This window comes from Anaerococcus cruorum (genome assembly GCF_046365495.1).
Lineage (GTDB): Bacteria > Bacillota > Clostridia > Tissierellales > Peptoniphilaceae > Anaerococcus > Anaerococcus cruorum.
The window spans coordinates 24,231-41,044 of the sequence record NZ_JBGMEH010000002.1; the positions used below are offsets into that span (position 1 = coordinate 24,231).

The following is a 16,814-nucleotide window of genomic DNA, read 5'->3' on the forward strand; positions in this document are numbered from 1 at the left end:
TTATTTAAAAAAGAAGAATTAACACAACAGAAAATACCACAATGTTAGCTGAGAAATCTACCTTAGAGTAAGGCATCAAAAAAACGTAGAAAAAATCTAAATAAAATTATAAAAAATAAAAGCTCAAAGTGTCATAAATCTAAGGAAGATTTCTCCACTCCAAAGCCTAGCGGCTTTTCCAGTCGAAATGACAAGAGGAGAAGCTTTGTTATTTAAAATAATAATCTTATAAACTTTTTAATTAATATTAAGTATTTAAAAAATTAAAATAAAATACAATGAACCTCACCCTATTGTCATCTCGACTGTAGCGAAGCGAAATGGAGAGATCTACCCTAGAGTCAGGTATCATAAAACGTAGAAAAAATTTTAAATAAAATTTATAAAACCCCAATAGGCAATAAATCGTAAAAAGATTTCTCCACTCCAAAGCCTAGCAGCTTTTCCAGTCGAAATGACAAGAGGAGAAGCTTTGTTATTTAAAATAATAATCTTATAAGCATTTTAATCAATATTAAGTCTTTAAGAAAATAAAACAAAATACAATGAACCTCACCCTATTGTCATCTCGACTGTAGCGAAGCGAAATGGAGAGATCTACCCTAGAGTTAGGTATCATAAAACGTAAAAAAAATTAAAATCCAAAAGTGTCATAAATCTAAGGAAGATTTCTCCACTCCAAAGCCTAGCAGCTTTTCCAGTCGAATTGACAAGAGGAGAAGCTTTGTTATTTAAAATAATAATCTTATAAGCATTTTAATCAATATTAAGTCTTTAAGAAAATAAAACAAAATACAACGAAAATCGCCCCATTGTCATCTCGACTGTAGCGAAGCGAAATGGAGAGATCTACCTAAGAGTCAGACATTCTTAAACGTAGAAAAAAACTATAAAAAAATACAATATAAAAAAGGACCATAGGAATTTTATAAATTCTAAGCCCTCTAAATCTAAATTTTATTTCAATTTTTTTGATTATATAGTAAAAATTTATTATTCCTCTCCCATTTCTATTAAATACTCATCGTATTTTTCTTGCCATAGGATAGCATCTTTTTCATCTATTTTTCTAATAACTTTACAAGGATTACCCACTGCTATAACATCTTTAGGTATATCTTTTACAACTATAGATCCTGCCCCTACTACTGAGCCTTCTCCTATAGTTACACCACCAATTATTGTCACATTTCCTCCAAGCCATACATCATTTTCTATTGTTATTGGTTTAGAAAAACCTATACCGGTGTTTCTTATTGCTGCATCTGCTGGGTGATAAGGGGTTAAGATTGAACAATCTGGACCAATCATTACATTATCACCTATATAAACTGGCGCGCAATCAAGGATTGTAGTATTTAAGTTTAAATAGGTATCCTTTCCGATATGGGTATTATAACCATAATCAAATCTAATAGGAGGGGTTACCATAGCTTCCAAAAATTTTACTTTCCATAGAAGTAATTTCTTCTTTTGTTATCAACTTGTTAAATTCTAGCATATTACGGCGAGCTTGGTAGGTATCTTCGCGAAGTTCTTCATCGCCCATATAAAGCTTACCGTCTATCATTCTTTGTTTTTGTGTTTTCATATAAAAACCATACTACATGGGTCTAGAATGACAATTGAAAATTTAAGTTGTAAAGTATTATCATCAAAGGAGAAAGTTATGAATCAAAATGTAAATTTAACTAAGGGAGATATTACCAAATCCCTCTTAAAACTATCCTTACCCTTAGCCCTTACTGCTTTTATTCAGATTACCTATAGCTTTGTGGATATGTTTTTTATTGGGCGTTTGGGATCAAATGCCTTAGCTGGTGTAGGACTTGCTGGATTTTTATTATGGATTGCCAATGCCATGGCCTTGGTTCCCAAAATTGGCATGGGAGTTTTGGCTTCACAAGCTTTTGGTAGAGATAATACAAATGAAACAATTAGAATTTTAAATAATGGCTATATTTTAACCTTTATTTTAGGTTTTGTTTATATGGGCCTTATGCTTATTTTTAGCAATATATATGTAAGTTTTTTTAATTTATCAGAAATTGCTAGTACTGATGCCCGTGAATATATCTATATTTTGGCCCTTGGAATTATATTTTTCTTTATAAATCCAGTCTTATCCCAAAGTTTCCAGTCTCTTGGAAATTCGCTTACACCCTTTATTATTAACTCCATTGGTCTTGTTGCAAATATTATCCTAGATCCTCTTTTAATCTTTGGCTTAGGACCCTTTCCACGTATGGAAGTGCGTGGAGCTGCTCTTGCTACTGTCTTAGCCCAAGTTATCGTTACTATTATTTTTGTAATAGTGATTTTAAATAAAAACCAGTTACTGAGAAAATCTATAACTCGTTTTGATTATAAGAGAAATTGGATGAGTCAAATTTTTAGATTGGGTATTCCTGCAGCACTAATGAATGTTTATATGGCAGTTGTTAGTATGATTTTAAATAAATTTATGGCAGGCTTTGGAGAAGCAGCTGTAGCAGCTTATTCTGTTGGTAGCCAGCTAGAATCTATAACTTGGAATACTACAGAAGGTTTGCAAATAGGAATAGCAGCCATGGTTGGGCAAAACTATGGAGCGGGGCTTTTTGAAAGAGTAAAAGAAGTAATCAAAAAATCTTTTGAAATTGTCTTTGTAATTGGAGCTATCTCCATGGTTGTTCTTTATATTTTTAGGTATCCATTAATTAAAACTTTTGTACCAAATGATCCAGAAACTATAAAACTTGGAGCCCTATACCTTGCAATTTTATCAGTTTCTCAAATATTTATGGCAGTAGAAATTGGACTAAATGGTGCATTTAATGGTATGGGAGATACAAAAACTCCAGCAACAATAGCAATTATCCTTAATACCTTAAGAATTCCATTTTCAAAACTTTTTATGCCGATTTTTGGTGTAGCGGGAGTATGGATTGCTATGACCTTTACTTCTATCTTAAAAGGAACATTTAATATGGGGTTAATCTTAAGAAAAATAAAAAGAGACCTCTACTAGTCCTATAACTTAATATAAGTTATAAATAATTTTTTAATAAATAGCTTTAACCCAGCAAATTTCAGTGTTTGCTGGGTTTTTCTTTTTTCCAATATTTTAAAATTTTCTTTACAAATATTTTGCTTAAGTTTTACAAAGGCAAGGAAAACATTAAAGATTAATTAACTACTTTTACAAATAAAAAAGCATTATGCAAAAAAAATGCCAATTTTAAACCATTCTTGTAAATACGTGATTTTACATTTATATTATATTTTCTTAATATACCTACTCTATATTTATAAATGAGTGCTGGTTTTTGGCGAGCATATTTACTATGGATAAATTTTAAAATAAATTCCAGCGAAATTTTAATTACTACTATAACTAGAAGGAGCATGCATGAGCAATATAAAACTTGCGCATATCTATAAAGACTATATAGAAGGCCAACACGTAGTTAGAGATTTTAATCTTGACATAAAAGATGGAGAATTTATCGTACTTGTTGGGCCAAGTGGATGCGGAAAGTCAACTACCCTTAGAATGATAGCAGGACTTGAAGATATTACTTCAGGCCAGCTTTATTTTGAGGATAAATTAATGAATGATGTCCATCCAAAAGACCGTGATATAGCCATGGTTTTTCAAAACTATGCTCTATATCCTCATATGACTGTGGCAGAAAATATGGGTTTTGGTCTAAAAATGCAAAATAAAAGTCAAAGTGAGATAGATAAAACAGTTAAAAAAACTGCAGATATTATAGGTCTTACTGATTATTTAGATAGATTGCCAAAAGAATTATCAGGTGGGCAAAGACAAAGGGTGGCTTTAGGAAGAGCTATTTCAAGAAATCCAAAAGTTTTCTTAATGGATGAGCCTTTATCAAACCTTGATGCAAAACTGAGAGTACAAACCAGATCTGAAATTTCAAATATTTCAAAAGAATTTGGGAATACGACAATATATGTAACCCACGACCAAGTGGAAGCTATGACTATGGCTGATAGGATTGTCCTAATGCGTGATGGGGTCATCCAACAAGTTTCTACACCAAAAGATATTTACTTATATCCAAATAATATTTTTGTAGCAGGCTTTATGGGTTCTCCTGCCATGAACTTCATCTCAGCTACTTTAACAGAAAATGGACTTAAAACAAAAGATGGACTTATAAAATTAAATGATAATATTCTTACTCAATTAGCCTTTCAAGGTTATATGAACAAAGAATTAGTTTTTGGAATTCGTCCAGAAAATATTGTTTTAGCACAAAATTTAGATGTAGATAATGACCGTTATTCATCATTTTCTACCAATGTACGACTTGCAGAAATGCTTGGATCAGAAACTTTAATCCACTTTTTAGTAGATGAAGAAAATATCATAGCAAAAATAAATACTCTAGATGAATTTTCTAGAAACCAAGAGCTAACCTTAGCTTTTGACCTTAATTTTGCAAACTTTTTTGATAAAGACACTACAGACCGCATAGTCCTTGATAATGAGAAAAATTATCAAAATATTGTTAAGGAAAGGAGGGATGTAAGTGGAAAATCCGAACACCAACGTGAGAAATCAGATGAGTCAGGCAGCGTCGATAGCTCAGCACACATTTACCAACCATCCTAATAATGATGGATATGACCCATTTTTTAAACCAGTTAAAAAAACTTTGTGGCAAAAAATAGCTAAGTACAAGACATTTTATTTAATGCTTGCTCCTGCCATATTGTTCTTTTTGATATTTTCTTACTGGCCAATGACAGGAAATATCCTAGCCTTTAGAAAATTTTCTTTTAACTCAGGTATGTATGGTACTGGCTGGGTAGGACTTCAATATTTTAAGGAATTTTTTGCTGATAGGCAAACACCTATATATATTAGAAATACTCTTATAATATCAGCTATAAAATTATTTATTTACCTACCTTTCCCAATAATATTAGCCCTAATATTTAATGAAATATCAAATACTAGACACAGATCAATTTTCCAATCTATTACCTATTTACCATATTTTATTTCATGGGTAGTTGTAATAGGTATGTTAAATAAACTTTTTGCTCCAAACACGGGTTTGATTAATAACCTTTTAAGAAATATAGGGGCCAGTGATGGATCTAGATTTTTTATGATGGAAAATAAATTTTTCTATCCAGCAGTCTTTGGAACTTATTTGTGGAAAAATGTAGGTTGGGATTCCATTATCTATTATGCAGCAATCATGGGTATATCCCCATCACTATATGAAGCTGCAGCTATAGATGGTGCAAATAGATTAAAACAAACCCGCCATGTTACTTTACCAGGGATATCAAAAACAATTATGATTTTATTTATAATTTCCCTTGGTGGCATATTATCAGCTGGATTTGACCAAGTTTATTTAATGCAAAATCCAGGAAACTACCAAGTATCAGAAATAATTGATACTTATGTAGTAAAAACAGGGCTTGAAAAAGCTCGCTACGGTCCAGCTACGGCAGTTGGCCTTATCCAAGGGCTTGTAGGACTTGGACTGACAGTTGCAGTTAACAAAGCAGCCGATAAGTACGGCGAAAATTCTTTATGGTAAGAGGAGAAAATATGAATATTAAAAAAACATTTAGCAAGGCATTGCTAATGGCAATGAGCTTAGTTGCCCTAACAGCTTGTGGAAATAATGAAGCAAATACCACAACAAATAATAATACAGAACAAACTCAATCAGCAGAAAATAAAACAGAAGATGCTGATAAAAAAGATAATAATACTGCAGATCAAAATACTGATAAACCAGATACTTGGATAGCTGATCGTGAAATCAGACTTTTAGTTTTCGAATCAGCAGGAGATACTGGTGAAGGAACAATGAGCCCAGAAATTGCTCAATATATCAAAGACAAAACTGGTATTACACTAACAATCGAATCAGTATCAAACGAAGATTCTTATGAAGCTCTTGCAGCAGGACTTTCATCAGGAGATCTTCCAGAAGCAGTTGCTTTTTACTTAGATAACTCAGGTAGACCAGAATTTCCATTATTATTAAAAGCAAGTAATGAAGGAATGTTTGCTGATATTTCTGAGCCTTTAAAAGAAAGTAAAATCTATGGAAAATACTTTGAAAAAGGCTATCTACCAACAGATACAAAAGATAATATCATGATGAGAGATGACCAAGATGGAGCAACATACCTAGTTCACATGTCAATTAATAGAAATCCTGCAGATCCAGGACGTAAATTATTTGGAAATATGTTTATAAGACGTGACATTGCAGAAGACCTTGGTATAAAAACTGATGATATAAAAACAAGCGATCAATTAGAAGAATTATTAGAAAAAATTGCCAAAGGTGATTATAAAGACAACAACGGTAACCCTGTTACTCCACTAGGACCAACATCATGGGGTGGATCTGAAAGACCAAGACCATATAGAGATTTAATCTGGCAAGGTGAAGGCGAACAAAAATTTGCCAAAGACGGTGACACTGTAAAACACGAATCTATGACAGATTACGGTGAAAAAAGAGTTGCTAAAGTACGTAAATGGTTAGAAGAAGGCCTAATGCACCCAGAATTCTACACAATGGAAGAAACGCGTGCCCAAGAAGGTATCCAAAACAAATCATTTGCAATTGTATCTGACTCTCATAACTATAGACCAGAAATTGCCAATGGAGAATGGATGCCACTTGGAGATATGAAAAGAGTAGATGGATCAGATAATATGGTAAAACCATACAAATCTGGTTACACAGGTTGGGCAATACCAGCAACAACAGAAAATCCAGAAGAAATTGTAAAATTTGCTGACTGGATGGCAAGTGAAGAAGGAAAGCTACTATACTTCTACGGTTTAGAAGGTAAACACTACGACATGGTAGATGGTAAACCAGTTCCTAAAAAAGAATTAGTAAAACTTCAAGATGAAAATCCAGACGAAGCAATCAAAGAAGGTTTCAGAGGAGTAAGAGCATTCTGGGGAGAACACTTTGCCTACACAGACATGGATAATCTAGGAGATTTTGGTGAAGAATCTTGGGGAGATAGTGTAAGAGGAGAAGAAGCAAGTGGAGCAGCAAAACTTCTTGAAGAATATAATTTTGATAAAAAATTCGAAGACAAAGAAGTAATTGATGGTCTATATCCAAAAGCTTACCTATACGAATTTGAAGGAGAAGATGGTAACCTTACCCAAGCTCTAGAAGACTGGGATGATGCAATTCTTAAAGCTTACTACGCAACAAGTGAAGAAGAAGCAAATGCAATCCTAGACCAAGCTCGTCAAAGATTAAATGATGCTGACATCGAAGGTTTCTGTAAGTTCCTAGAACAAAAAGAAAAAGATGGAGATACAATATTCTATTAATATTTTAAATTAAAAGCCTTCTCCGAGAGTAAGTTAAAATTTCTCGGAGAATCTTTTATTTTAGGGAGGATTATGGAAAAATCAAATAAGGCCATCCAAACTAGCAGGTGGTCACAAATTATTTTTTATATTATATTGACACTTATGGCGCTAGCAATTATTTTGCCATTTTTACACATCCTAGCCCTTGCCTTTAACTCAGGTCAAGATGCGGCACGTGGAGGTATTGCCTTTTTCCCAAGAGAATTTACCCTAGAAAACTTTAGGGAAGTTTTTAAGCAAGATAACTTAATAAATGGATTTTTCATATCGATCTTTAGAACAGTTATCGGTACTGCTCTTGGTGTATTTTTGATGTCTATGGCAGCCTGGGCCCTTACTATTCCAGATTTGCCAGGTAGGGGCAAGATAACATTTTTTATATTTTTTACCATGCTATTTAGCGGCGGAACTATTCCTTACTACTTAGTTTTAAGTCAATTAGGTCTTACAAATACCATTTGGGTTTATATTGTGCCAGGTCTTTATAGTGTGACAAACATTTTGCTTTTAAGATCTGCCTTTTCTCAAGTGCCAATGAGTCTTGTGGAGGCTGCAAGAATAGATGGAATGAAAGAATTTAGAATTTTTACCGACATGGTGCTACCAATGAGTAAACCAACTCTTGCTACAGTTACACTTTTTACAGCTGTAGGTCACTGGAATGACTGGTTTGCAGGAAGTTTCTATGTTAGAAATCAAAAGCTAAAACCACTTGCAACAATCTTACAAGATATGCTTACCCGTCAGCAAGGTCTAGCAGATATTTTGGCAAAAAATGCAGGAGCAGCCTACCAACAACTAGATAGAATCCAAGTAACAGGAGACTCTCTACAAATGGCAACAATTATTGTAGTAATACTACCGATAGTTATCATGTATCCATTTATCCAAAAATATTTTGTCCAAGGTATCACAATAGGATCAGTAAAGGAATAATATGGAATTTAAAAATAATACTTTTAAAATAGTACAGTTTACCGATACACATTTTGGAAATCTTCCTCACCATGAGGATGACATTAGAACCTTTAATCTGATAGATAAAATTCTCACTGATGAAAAACCAGATTTGATAGTTCACACAGGAGATATCATGTGGTCAGATGGGGTCAAAGATTCTGATAAAGTTTTTCAAATTGTAATGGAATATTTTGATAAATATAATATTCCCCTTGCAATAACCTTTGGAAACCACGATAGCGAAGAAGGCATTACCCGCTCGGAATTAAGAGAAATTTACGATAAAACTATTGCAAATAAGCCAGAAAAAAAGGATAGCTTTATTATAGATGATAAGGAAAATTATGTAATCCCTCTAAGTGAAAATGGCAAAGACCTTGCATACTTATACTTTATCGATTCGGGTGCTGATGATAGATTAGGTTTTGGGACTTATGAATGGGTTTTACCAGAACAGGTGGAATGGTTTAGAAAAACATCTGATAAATATAAGAAAAATGATGGGGTAAAACGCAATATAATCTTCCAACACATTCCTATCCCAGAATATTGGCAAAGTAAGGAAAATATCTTATCAGGAGTACAAGAAGAAACCAACGAAGAAATTTCTGCTCCAAAAATAAATACTGGTTTATTTGCAAATATGGTTTTAAATGGTGAAACTTGGGGAATGATAGTAGGCCATGACCATGAAAATAACTTTGATAGCGAACTTTTTGGCATCCATTTAGCCTTTGCAAATTCTTCTGGCTACCAAGCTTACGGGGATGTTCCAAAAGGAGCTACAGTTATAGAAATAACAAAAGATCCTTTTGCAATAAAAACTAGAAATATACAGATTGATGCAAATAGATAAGAAACTTTTTACCAAAGAATACACAGACTTATTTTGGCCCTTATTAGTGGAGCAAATTTTCCTTACCCTAATAGGAAATTTCAATGTATTTTTATTCTCCCTTTTTAATGACCAAATGGTAGCAGCAATAGGGATATCTGACCAACTATTAAACATTTTTGCCATGATAACAAATATTGTAGTCCTTGGAGCAAGTATTTTAATTATTCAAAATGCAGAAAAATCTAGACTTGCCTATGTAAAGTCGATTTTAAAAGAATCGGTAATTTTAAATGTCATTATAGCAATTTTAATAGTTATAGCTATATTTTTATTTAATAGAGACCTTTTGATGCTCATGCAAACTCCTAGGGAACTTTTGAATGAAACTTCTATATATATAAAGATAGTGTCAGTTTCAATCATATTTTTAGCTATGACTTCCCTTATGCTGGGGGCTTTGCGTGCCTTCGGTTTTGTAAAAATTGCAGTAAAAGTTTCTGTGATTAATACTCTTTTAGTGATTTTGGGAAATTCAGTAATAGTTATTTTTAATTTAGGGGGCATAACCTATATTGCCCTTGCAACTCTTATTTCAAGACTTTTAGGTATGCTTTTAACATTTTTTACTTTAAAAACTAAGATACCAGAATTATTTGATTTTAAAGATGGTTTTAGAAAAATTCCCTTAAAAAAAGAAATCCTATCCCTAGGGATACCCTCAGCTATGGAGCAAATTTCCTATAACTTTAGCCAAACTATGATTACTGCCATAATAGCCTCTCTTGGAACTATTGCGGTAAGTTCAAAAATTTATACACAAACTATTACTTCCTTTATATTTTCAATTGGTGTGGCAGCAGGAGTTTCTGGCAATCTTGTTATTGGTAATTTGTATAGGAATAAGGAAGTTGAAAAGATAAAAAGATTTGGCCTTATAAATCCAAATAGGATAAGTCTAATTGCAGCAGCAGTTAATTTAGTTTTGGCACTTTTTGGGAGGTTTTTGGTAGGGATTTTTACCAAAGACCCAGAAATTACAACAATAGTTACCCAATTATTATTTTTCCAAATACTTTTAGATCCTATGCGTGTGGCAAATGAGATTTTGGTAAATTCTTTAAATGTACTAAAAGATGTAAAATTCCCCGTAATAGTTGGAATAATTACAACTTATGCACTAGTAATCCCGCTTGCTTATCTTTTTGTAACTAAGCTAGGCATGGGACTTAGGGCAGTGTGGATAATATTTATCCTAGATGAGGCTTTAAGAAGACTTTTATTTACCATAAGATTTAAATCTGGTAAGTGGATGAAAATAAATGAGGTGGATTATGAATACTAAATTTAGAAATACAATTTCTATGATTTTTGAAAAAATATATTATTTCTTTACCTATTCTATAATGCTTATAGTTGCTATGGTCATGGGCTTAGGGTTTTTAACCTTTGCCGGGGGCCATGTGATGATGTTTGATTTAGTAAAAAAGATAGATGGTGAAAGATATAAGGAAAAGATAAAAGTATTTAAGTTTTTTAAGGAAAATATAATAGCCTATGCCCTTAAATACTTAAAAATTAGCCTGCTATATGTAAGTTTAATTTTAATTTTAGCCATAGATTTATTTTACTTTTCAACATCTATTAACCCATTATTTACCGGAATGTTTTACTTAAATATAATAATGGCCTTTGTGCTAGTAAATGCCATGACCCTAAGTTTTTACCTAATGGCAAAATATCCGGAAATGAAATATACAGAAATAGCAAAAAATGCAATAGCATTAGTAATAGTAAACATAATCGACATCCTAGTATTAAATGCCTTAATAACAGCAATAGCAATGATTTTTTATAAAATCTCCGACTTACTGATATTTATCCTCTTACCAGGCATATTCATAGACCTAAGCTACTACATTTTTAACAAAATGCTAAAGAAAAAGTCCCTCACATATCTTTTATTTAGTATAAAATAAAAGAACTTTAGAGACTTCTGAAAACAATCAGATTACAAATTTCAGGAGTCTTTTAATTTACATTGGTTTATTTCAATCAGTATAATAAATTTATATAATCAAAATCGAGAGGTGATGTTTTGATAACATTAAAAGAAATAGCAAAACAAGCGAATGTTTCTGTTTCAACAGTTTCTAGAGTTTTAAATAATGATCAAGAATTTAGTGTTAAGCCTGAGACTAGGCAGCAAATTTTAGCAATAGCAAGGGAAAATAATTATCAGAGAAATTATCGAAAAAAATATATTATAAACGAAGATCAAGTCAAAAAAAATATATTAATTCTTGTAAGAATCGATTATGAAGATGAAATCAAAAATCCATTTTTCAGCATGTTAAGGGAAAATGTAGAAAATTCGTGTGTTGCCAATAATTTTAATTATAGGGTAATTCATTTAGAAAACTTTACTAAAACTGAAGATAATGATGAAATAGATGGCGTTATTATTATAGGAATGGTATCTGATCAAATTATAGAAAATATAAAAGAAACATACAAAAATGTAGTTATAGTTGGTCATCAAGCTAGGATAAAAAATGTTGATAGTGTTATACCAGAACTATTTGATGTAACAATTAATGTTATAGACCATCTGTTAGAAAATGGATCAAAAAATATTGGATTTATGGGAGGTAAATCATATATAAAACATAATGATCATTCGATTTTATCTATAGATAGAAGATATGAAGCCTTTAAATTTTACACTAAAAATTTGAAAGTTTTTGATTCTAGGAATGTGTACATAACAAAATATGGGTTTAAATATGGGTATGAGGCTATGAGCAGTGCTATTGCAAAAGGTGATATGCCAGATTCCTTCATTATAGGAAACGATACTACCGCAGTTGGGGCTTTAAAAGCTTTATCTGATGCGAATATTAGTGTTCCTAATCAAATTAAAATCGTATCCTACGATGATACTGAATATGCTAGGTACACAAATGTACCATTAAGTTCAGTAAGAATACATACAGATGAGATGGCTAAATCTGCAATTATGTTGATGAATGATAGATTCAGCGGAAGAGAGATAGGATATACATTAGTAATACCTTCTGATTTAATGATTCGCCAAAGTAGCGTAATTTAAAAAAAATAAATTTATTAAATAATTTAATGAAAGCATTTAGTAAACTTTACTAAAATCCACGACATTAGTAAATTTTACAAAGACTTTACGATACCATAATAATATTTTAATTTAAGGGTGTTAAATTATTTACGTCAGAAAATCTCATTATAATAATTTTGGAGGAAATAATGAAAAATAATAAAGTACTTCCATTTTTGCTTACATTAGCAATGTCATTTACAATGTCAGCATGTGGAAATAGCGCAAATAACGCAAATGATAATACTACTGCCCCAGCGCAAACAGAAGAAGCAGCAAAAACAGATGATACTGCTAAGACAGAAGATACTTCAAAAACTGAGGAAGCTGCTAAAACAGAAGATAATACAAAAAAAGATGAAACTGCAGCAAATACAGATAATAATAGTGAAGTAACTCTTGAATATTGGTCTAGCTACAATGAAGTAGAACCACAAGCGCAAGTTTTACAAGAAGCAGCAAAAGCTTATGAAGAAAAAAATCCTAATATAAAAGTAAACTTTACATTCAATGGTAGAGATAACTCAAAATTATTACCAACTGCTTTACAAAGTGGACAAAACGTAACAATGTATGATGCAAATGCTTATAATATTATTCAAAAATTTGAAACTTCAAATGAGGATTTAACTTCTTATTTTGATAGTGATTACGAAACAACAGATGGCAAAGCATACAAAGATTATACATCACAAGCTATGCTACTATTAGATGAAGAATTAGGTGAAGGTAAATATTACTACGTGCCTATGAATCCTCAAGCTTTCGTTTACTTCTATAATAAAGATGTATTTGAAAAAGCTGGCGTAACAGAAACACCTAAAACATGGGAAGAACTTCTAGATGTTTGTCAAAAAATTAAAGATGCTGGATTTACCCCTCTTACAACAGACCCTAACTATTCAACAGGAATACTAGGATACTATTTATCAAGACTTAAAGGTGAGGAATGGGTTGATGAATTAGTAAACGATCCAACGTTTGAAAAATGGAACGACCCAGCTGTACTTCAAGCTGCTCAAGAGTTAGAAAAAATGGCTCAAGCAGGATACTTTGCAGAAAACGTAGCATCAGTACAATTCCCACAAGCACAACAAGAATTCGTAATGAATGGAAATATCGGTATGTACCTAAACGGGACATGGTTACCAGGCGAAGTCCAAGATTCTGTAAGTCCTGATTTCAAATGGGGACAATTTGCATTCCCAGAAGTTGAAGGAGGAGTAAATGATAGCACATATACAGCTTATAGTTCATACGGTATAGGTGTTAACAAAGATGCTTCTCAAGAAGAAAAAGATGCTGCCGTTGACTTTGCAGTATTTGTAAATACTGAATTTGATCAAAAAATGGTAGATGAAGCTAATGCACTTCCAGTAGATCCTAACTCAGAATATCCAGAAAACTTACAAGATGCTAGAGAAATATTTGATAATACAAAGGGAAAATATGTTTCTCAAACAGCTATAGCTACAAACAAAGACAATGCTGAAATAATTAGATCTGCATTATTAAAACTATTAGCAGGTGACTCAACTGCTGAAGACTTTGTAAATGAAGTAAAAAATAATTAATTAAAAGAACCTATAAAATTCCCACCAGAGAGATGGTGGGAATTTTTAGAAAGGATAAGTATGAAAATAAAGAAATCTACTATTGCGTTATTTTTAGGTCCAGCCATAATATTATTTATTGTTTTTACACTCTATCCAGTATTAAGAACATTTTTGATGAGTTTATATAGAGTAAATACAGTTACAACACCTATAAATGAATGGGAATTTGTCGGACTCCAAAATTATGTGGATTTATTTAGTAATGCCATTTTTAAAATTTCGTTAAAAAACATTGTTAAGATTTGGTTCTTTTCTGGAATAGGAACAATTGGTATATCCTTGATCTTTGCTGCTATCTTAAATAGTGATATTATGGGCAAAAGATTTTTCACATCAATTATATATTTACCGAAAGTTATATCAGCAATTGCTATTGGTTATGCTTGGTTACTTTATGTGTTTAATAGTCAATTTGGATTGTTCAATAAAATTTTTAGTGGAATAGGACTTAATTCATTAGCGAAAATAGAATGGTTATCACCAGATCACATATTTACTGCTATGATTCTTGCAGCTATATTTAACGCTATTGGACAATATACGCTTATGTATATATCCGCTATGACAAGAATCCCAAAAGATTACTATGAAGTTGCTAAAATTGAAGGAGAAAGTAAGTTTAAACAATTTTTTACCATTACTCTTCCTTTGATAAAAGATGTAATAAAAACTTCCTTAGTTCTATTTACAACAGGAACAATAGGTTTCTTTGCTTTTTCTAGAATATTTGGACATATTACAACAGCTACCCCGATGCTATTTACCTATAATCAAATTTTTGGTACTGAAATAAATCCAAATACCAATGTAGGAATAGGTGCAGCGTCTGGGGTTATTATGACTTTATTAGGTGTCCTATTCTTTGTGATATCAAGTATTATTGTTAAGAACACAGATTTTGAATACTAGGAGAAAAAATGTCTAATTCAAAAAAAACTTTTAAAAATATAAGTGTAAATAGTCCACAATATTTCATCTTACTGTTATTCACAGTATTTACCCTTTATATGTTTGGGTGGATAGTACTTGCTTCCTTTTCAAATACTCCAAATATATTTTCTGGGAATATACTACAAGGAGATTTGACACTAAATAATTATAGAAAGATATTCCAAGGTACAACAACAAATGCTGGATTAACTTTGTTAAACACATTAATTTATACGGTCCCTTCTAGTATCTTACTAATATTTATTGCAGCTCCAGCTGCTTATGTACTTTCAAGATTTGAATTTAAAGGAAATAGATTAACACAACAATTATTCGTAATGTCTTTATCTGTCCCAGGTATAATGGTTACCATGCCAATATTTTATCACTTAAGTTCAATGGGCATTGTTAACTCAAGACTTGTAATTATCTTATTATTTGTAGCAGAATCTGTACCGTATGATGTTTACTATCTTACAGCTTACTTTAAAAACCTGTCTACAAGTTACGAAGAATCTGCTGCTATAGATGGAGCAAGTCATTTTAGAATATTTTGGGATATTATGTTTCCAATGGCTAAGCCTGCAATAATAACACTTACTATTTTCAATTTGATTGGGAAATGGAATGCCTATTTCCTACCTCTAATATTTGCTAATACACCATCAATGAGACCCGTAGGTGTATGGCTTGAACAAATGGTTGCAGCAATGATAGCAACTGGTAATTATGGAGGAATGTTTGCAGCAGTTGTAGTTGCAGCAGCGCCAACAATTATTTTGTACGCATTTTTATCAAATAAGATGATAAAAGGTGTTGATCAAGGTGGAATTAAAGGTTAACTTAGGAGATAATATGTCAAAATTAGAATTAAAAAATATAGATAAAGTCTATGGGAACAAATTTAAGGCTGTAGATGATTTCAATTTAGCTGTTGAAGACAAAGATTTTGTTGTAATGCTAGGTCCTTCTGGGTGTGGAAAGTCTACTACACTCAGAATGATAGCTGGTCTTGAAGATATAACTTCTGGCGATTTAATTATGGATGGAAAAAGAGTTAATGATGTAGAACCTAAAGATAGAAATATCGCTATGGTATTCCAAAATTATGCTTTATACCCTCATCAAACTGTTCGTGAAAATATGGCCTATGGTCTAAAAGTTAGAAATGAAAGCAAGGCAGAGATTGAAAGAAAAGTAAATGAAGCTGCTGGTATTTTAGGCTTAGAGGAACTACTTGATAGAAAACCAGGTGAATTATCTGGAGGACAAAGACAAAGGGTTGCACTAGGAAGAGCTATCGTTAGAAATGCTGATTTCTTTTTAATGGATGAGCCATTATCTAACCTTGATGCTAAACTAAGAGTAGCCATGAGGACTGAGATAATACAACTTCATAAAAGATTAGGAACTACTACAATTTATGTAACTCATGATCAAATAGAAGCCATGACTATGGCAACTAAGATTGTAATTTTAAATAAGGGTGTAATTCAACAGATAGGAACTCCAGAAGAAATTTATGAAAATCCTGCTAATATCTTTGTTTCTCAGTTTATAGGTTCCCCTGCAACTAATATATTCCCAGCAGAATATAAAAACAATCAAGTTTATTTAATTGGATCAGATAGACCTATTAACTTAACTGCTGAGCACGCAGAGTTAATGCATAGAAATAATGTTAAACATTTGATGGTAGGAGTGAGACCTGAAAAAATTAGAATTGTAAGCAACTCTCAAAATTCATTAAAAGTAAAAGTAATTCTTACTGAATATTACGGTGCTGAGAGAATGGTATACTTTACAATCAATAATAATAGATATGTCATCAAAGCAGATGCAAGTTGTCAAGTTAAAGATGGTGATGAGATATATATAACATTTGATGACGATGACATCTTATATTTTAATGAAGAAACTGGAAACAGAATTAAGTAGAAGATGGTA

15 protein-coding genes are annotated in these 16,814 nt (G+C 32.0%); 13 read left to right on the forward strand and 2 right to left on the reverse strand.

Going from position 1 to position 16,814, the window contains the following annotated elements; all coding sequences use genetic code 11:
* Positions 1–993: 993 nt before the first annotated feature.
* Together ACCQ40_RS02495 and ACCQ40_RS02500 are read right to left on the reverse strand one after the other, a co-directional pair.
* On the reverse strand, positions 994–1,431 hold the full coding sequence (locus ACCQ40_RS02495; RefSeq protein WP_410032479.1) for a sugar O-acetyltransferase: 438 nt from the start codon (positions 1,429–1,431) through the stop codon (positions 994–996).
* Entirely contained in the window at positions 1,412–1,591 is a 180-nt protein-coding gene (locus ACCQ40_RS02500) for a maltose acetyltransferase domain-containing protein (RefSeq protein WP_410032480.1), read from the reverse strand. Before ACCQ40_RS02500 ends, ACCQ40_RS02495 begins: the two co-directional genes overlap by 20 nt.
* A 78-nt stretch (positions 1,592–1,669) precedes the next feature.
* On the opposite strand from ACCQ40_RS02500, the gene ACCQ40_RS02505 reads away from it, so the two are divergent.
* From ACCQ40_RS02505 to ACCQ40_RS02565, 13 genes are all read left to right on the forward strand, one after another.
* Entirely contained in the window at positions 1,670–3,010 is a 1,341-nt protein-coding gene (locus tag ACCQ40_RS02505) for an MATE family efflux transporter (RefSeq protein ID WP_410032481.1), read from the forward strand.
* A 381-nt stretch (positions 3,011–3,391) separates the two neighbouring features.
* Positions 3,392–4,624 (forward strand): ABC transporter ATP-binding protein, encoded by a 1,233-nt coding sequence (locus ACCQ40_RS02510; RefSeq protein WP_463049201.1) that lies wholly within the window; start codon positions 3,392–3,394, stop codon positions 4,622–4,624.
* Positions 4,542–5,570 carry an ABC transporter permease gene (locus ACCQ40_RS02515; protein WP_410032482.1) on the forward strand — a complete coding sequence of 343 codons (1,029 nt, stop codon included), beginning with the start codon at positions 4,542–4,544 and terminating at the stop codon, positions 5,568–5,570. Before ACCQ40_RS02510 ends, ACCQ40_RS02515 begins: the two co-directional genes overlap by 83 nt.
* A gap of 11 nt (positions 5,571–5,581) precedes the next feature.
* The gene (locus ACCQ40_RS02520) at positions 5,582–7,351 is read left to right on the forward strand and encodes an extracellular solute-binding protein (protein WP_410032483.1); all 1,770 of its coding nucleotides are present in this window, start codon (positions 5,582–5,584) and stop codon (positions 7,349–7,351) included.
* Between the two features lie 72 nt (positions 7,352–7,423).
* Complete coding sequence (locus tag ACCQ40_RS02525) at positions 7,424–8,329, forward strand: carbohydrate ABC transporter permease (RefSeq protein ID WP_394010902.1); 906 nt, start codon at positions 7,424–7,426, stop codon at positions 8,327–8,329.
* Between the two features lies 1 nt (position 8,330).
* A complete protein-coding gene (locus tag ACCQ40_RS02530; protein WP_410032484.1) occupies positions 8,331–9,209 on the forward strand; it encodes a metallophosphoesterase family protein in 879 nt (292 codons plus the stop codon).
* Positions 9,196–10,533: an MATE family efflux transporter gene (locus tag ACCQ40_RS02535; RefSeq protein ID WP_410032485.1), complete on the forward strand. Its 1,338-nt coding sequence runs from the start codon at positions 9,196–9,198 to the stop codon at positions 10,531–10,533. The genes ACCQ40_RS02530 and ACCQ40_RS02535 overlap by 14 nt, the downstream gene beginning before the upstream one ends.
* Positions 10,523–11,167 (forward strand): hypothetical protein, encoded by a 645-nt coding sequence (locus ACCQ40_RS02540; RefSeq protein WP_410032487.1) that lies wholly within the window; start codon positions 10,523–10,525, stop codon positions 11,165–11,167. Before ACCQ40_RS02535 ends, ACCQ40_RS02540 begins: the two co-directional genes overlap by 11 nt.
* A 119-nt stretch (positions 11,168–11,286) precedes the next feature.
* Positions 11,287–12,300: a LacI family DNA-binding transcriptional regulator gene (locus ACCQ40_RS02545; protein WP_410032488.1), complete on the forward strand. Its 1,014-nt coding sequence runs from the start codon at positions 11,287–11,289 to the stop codon at positions 12,298–12,300.
* Between the two features lie 170 nt (positions 12,301–12,470).
* The gene (locus ACCQ40_RS02550) at positions 12,471–13,895 is read left to right on the forward strand and encodes an ABC transporter substrate-binding protein (protein ID WP_410032490.1); all 1,425 of its coding nucleotides are present in this window, start codon (positions 12,471–12,473) and stop codon (positions 13,893–13,895) included.
* 60 nt (positions 13,896–13,955) lie between these two features.
* Positions 13,956–14,846, forward strand: a complete 891-nt coding sequence (locus ACCQ40_RS02555; RefSeq protein ID WP_410032491.1) for a carbohydrate ABC transporter permease — start codon at positions 13,956–13,958, stop codon at positions 14,844–14,846.
* Between the two features lie 8 nt (positions 14,847–14,854).
* Positions 14,855–15,709: a carbohydrate ABC transporter permease gene (locus tag ACCQ40_RS02560; protein ID WP_410032492.1), complete on the forward strand. Its 855-nt coding sequence runs from the start codon at positions 14,855–14,857 to the stop codon at positions 15,707–15,709.
* A gap of 13 nt (positions 15,710–15,722) precedes the next feature.
* Positions 15,723–16,805, forward strand: a complete 1,083-nt coding sequence (locus tag ACCQ40_RS02565; protein ID WP_410032493.1) for an ABC transporter ATP-binding protein — start codon at positions 15,723–15,725, stop codon at positions 16,803–16,805.
* Positions 16,806–16,814: the final 9 nt, after the last annotated feature.

Excerpts from the sequence above, each read along its gene's own strand:
- ACCQ40_RS02495 (WP_410032479.1), bottom strand. The coding sequence starts at position 1,431 with ATGGTAACCCCTCCTATTAGATTTGATTATGGTTATAATACCCATATC.
- ACCQ40_RS02500 (WP_410032480.1), bottom strand. The coding sequence starts at position 1,591 with ATGAAAACACAAAAACAAAGAATGATAGACGGTAAGCTTTATATGGGC.
- ACCQ40_RS02505 (WP_410032481.1), top strand. The coding sequence starts at position 1,670 with ATGAATCAAAATGTAAATTTAACTAAGGGAGATATTACCAAATCCCTC.
- ACCQ40_RS02510 (WP_463049201.1), top strand. The coding sequence starts at position 3,392 with ATGAGCAATATAAAACTTGCGCATATCTATAAAGACTATATAGAAGGC.
- ACCQ40_RS02520 (WP_410032483.1), top strand. The coding sequence starts at position 5,582 with ATGAATATTAAAAAAACATTTAGCAAGGCATTGCTAATGGCAATGAGC.
- ACCQ40_RS02525 (WP_394010902.1), top strand. The coding sequence starts at position 7,424 with ATGGAAAAATCAAATAAGGCCATCCAAACTAGCAGGTGGTCACAAATT.
- ACCQ40_RS02530 (WP_410032484.1), top strand. The coding sequence starts at position 8,331 with ATGGAATTTAAAAATAATACTTTTAAAATAGTACAGTTTACCGATACA.
- ACCQ40_RS02535 (WP_410032485.1), top strand. The coding sequence starts at position 9,196 with ATGCAAATAGATAAGAAACTTTTTACCAAAGAATACACAGACTTATTT.
- ACCQ40_RS02540 (WP_410032487.1), top strand. The coding sequence starts at position 10,523 with ATGAATACTAAATTTAGAAATACAATTTCTATGATTTTTGAAAAAATA.
- ACCQ40_RS02550 (WP_410032490.1), top strand. The coding sequence starts at position 12,471 with ATGAAAAATAATAAAGTACTTCCATTTTTGCTTACATTAGCAATGTCA.
- ACCQ40_RS02555 (WP_410032491.1), top strand. The coding sequence starts at position 13,956 with ATGAAAATAAAGAAATCTACTATTGCGTTATTTTTAGGTCCAGCCATA.
- ACCQ40_RS02560 (WP_410032492.1), top strand. The coding sequence starts at position 14,855 with ATGTCTAATTCAAAAAAAACTTTTAAAAATATAAGTGTAAATAGTCCA.
- ACCQ40_RS02565 (WP_410032493.1), top strand. The coding sequence starts at position 15,723 with ATGTCAAAATTAGAATTAAAAAATATAGATAAAGTCTATGGGAACAAA.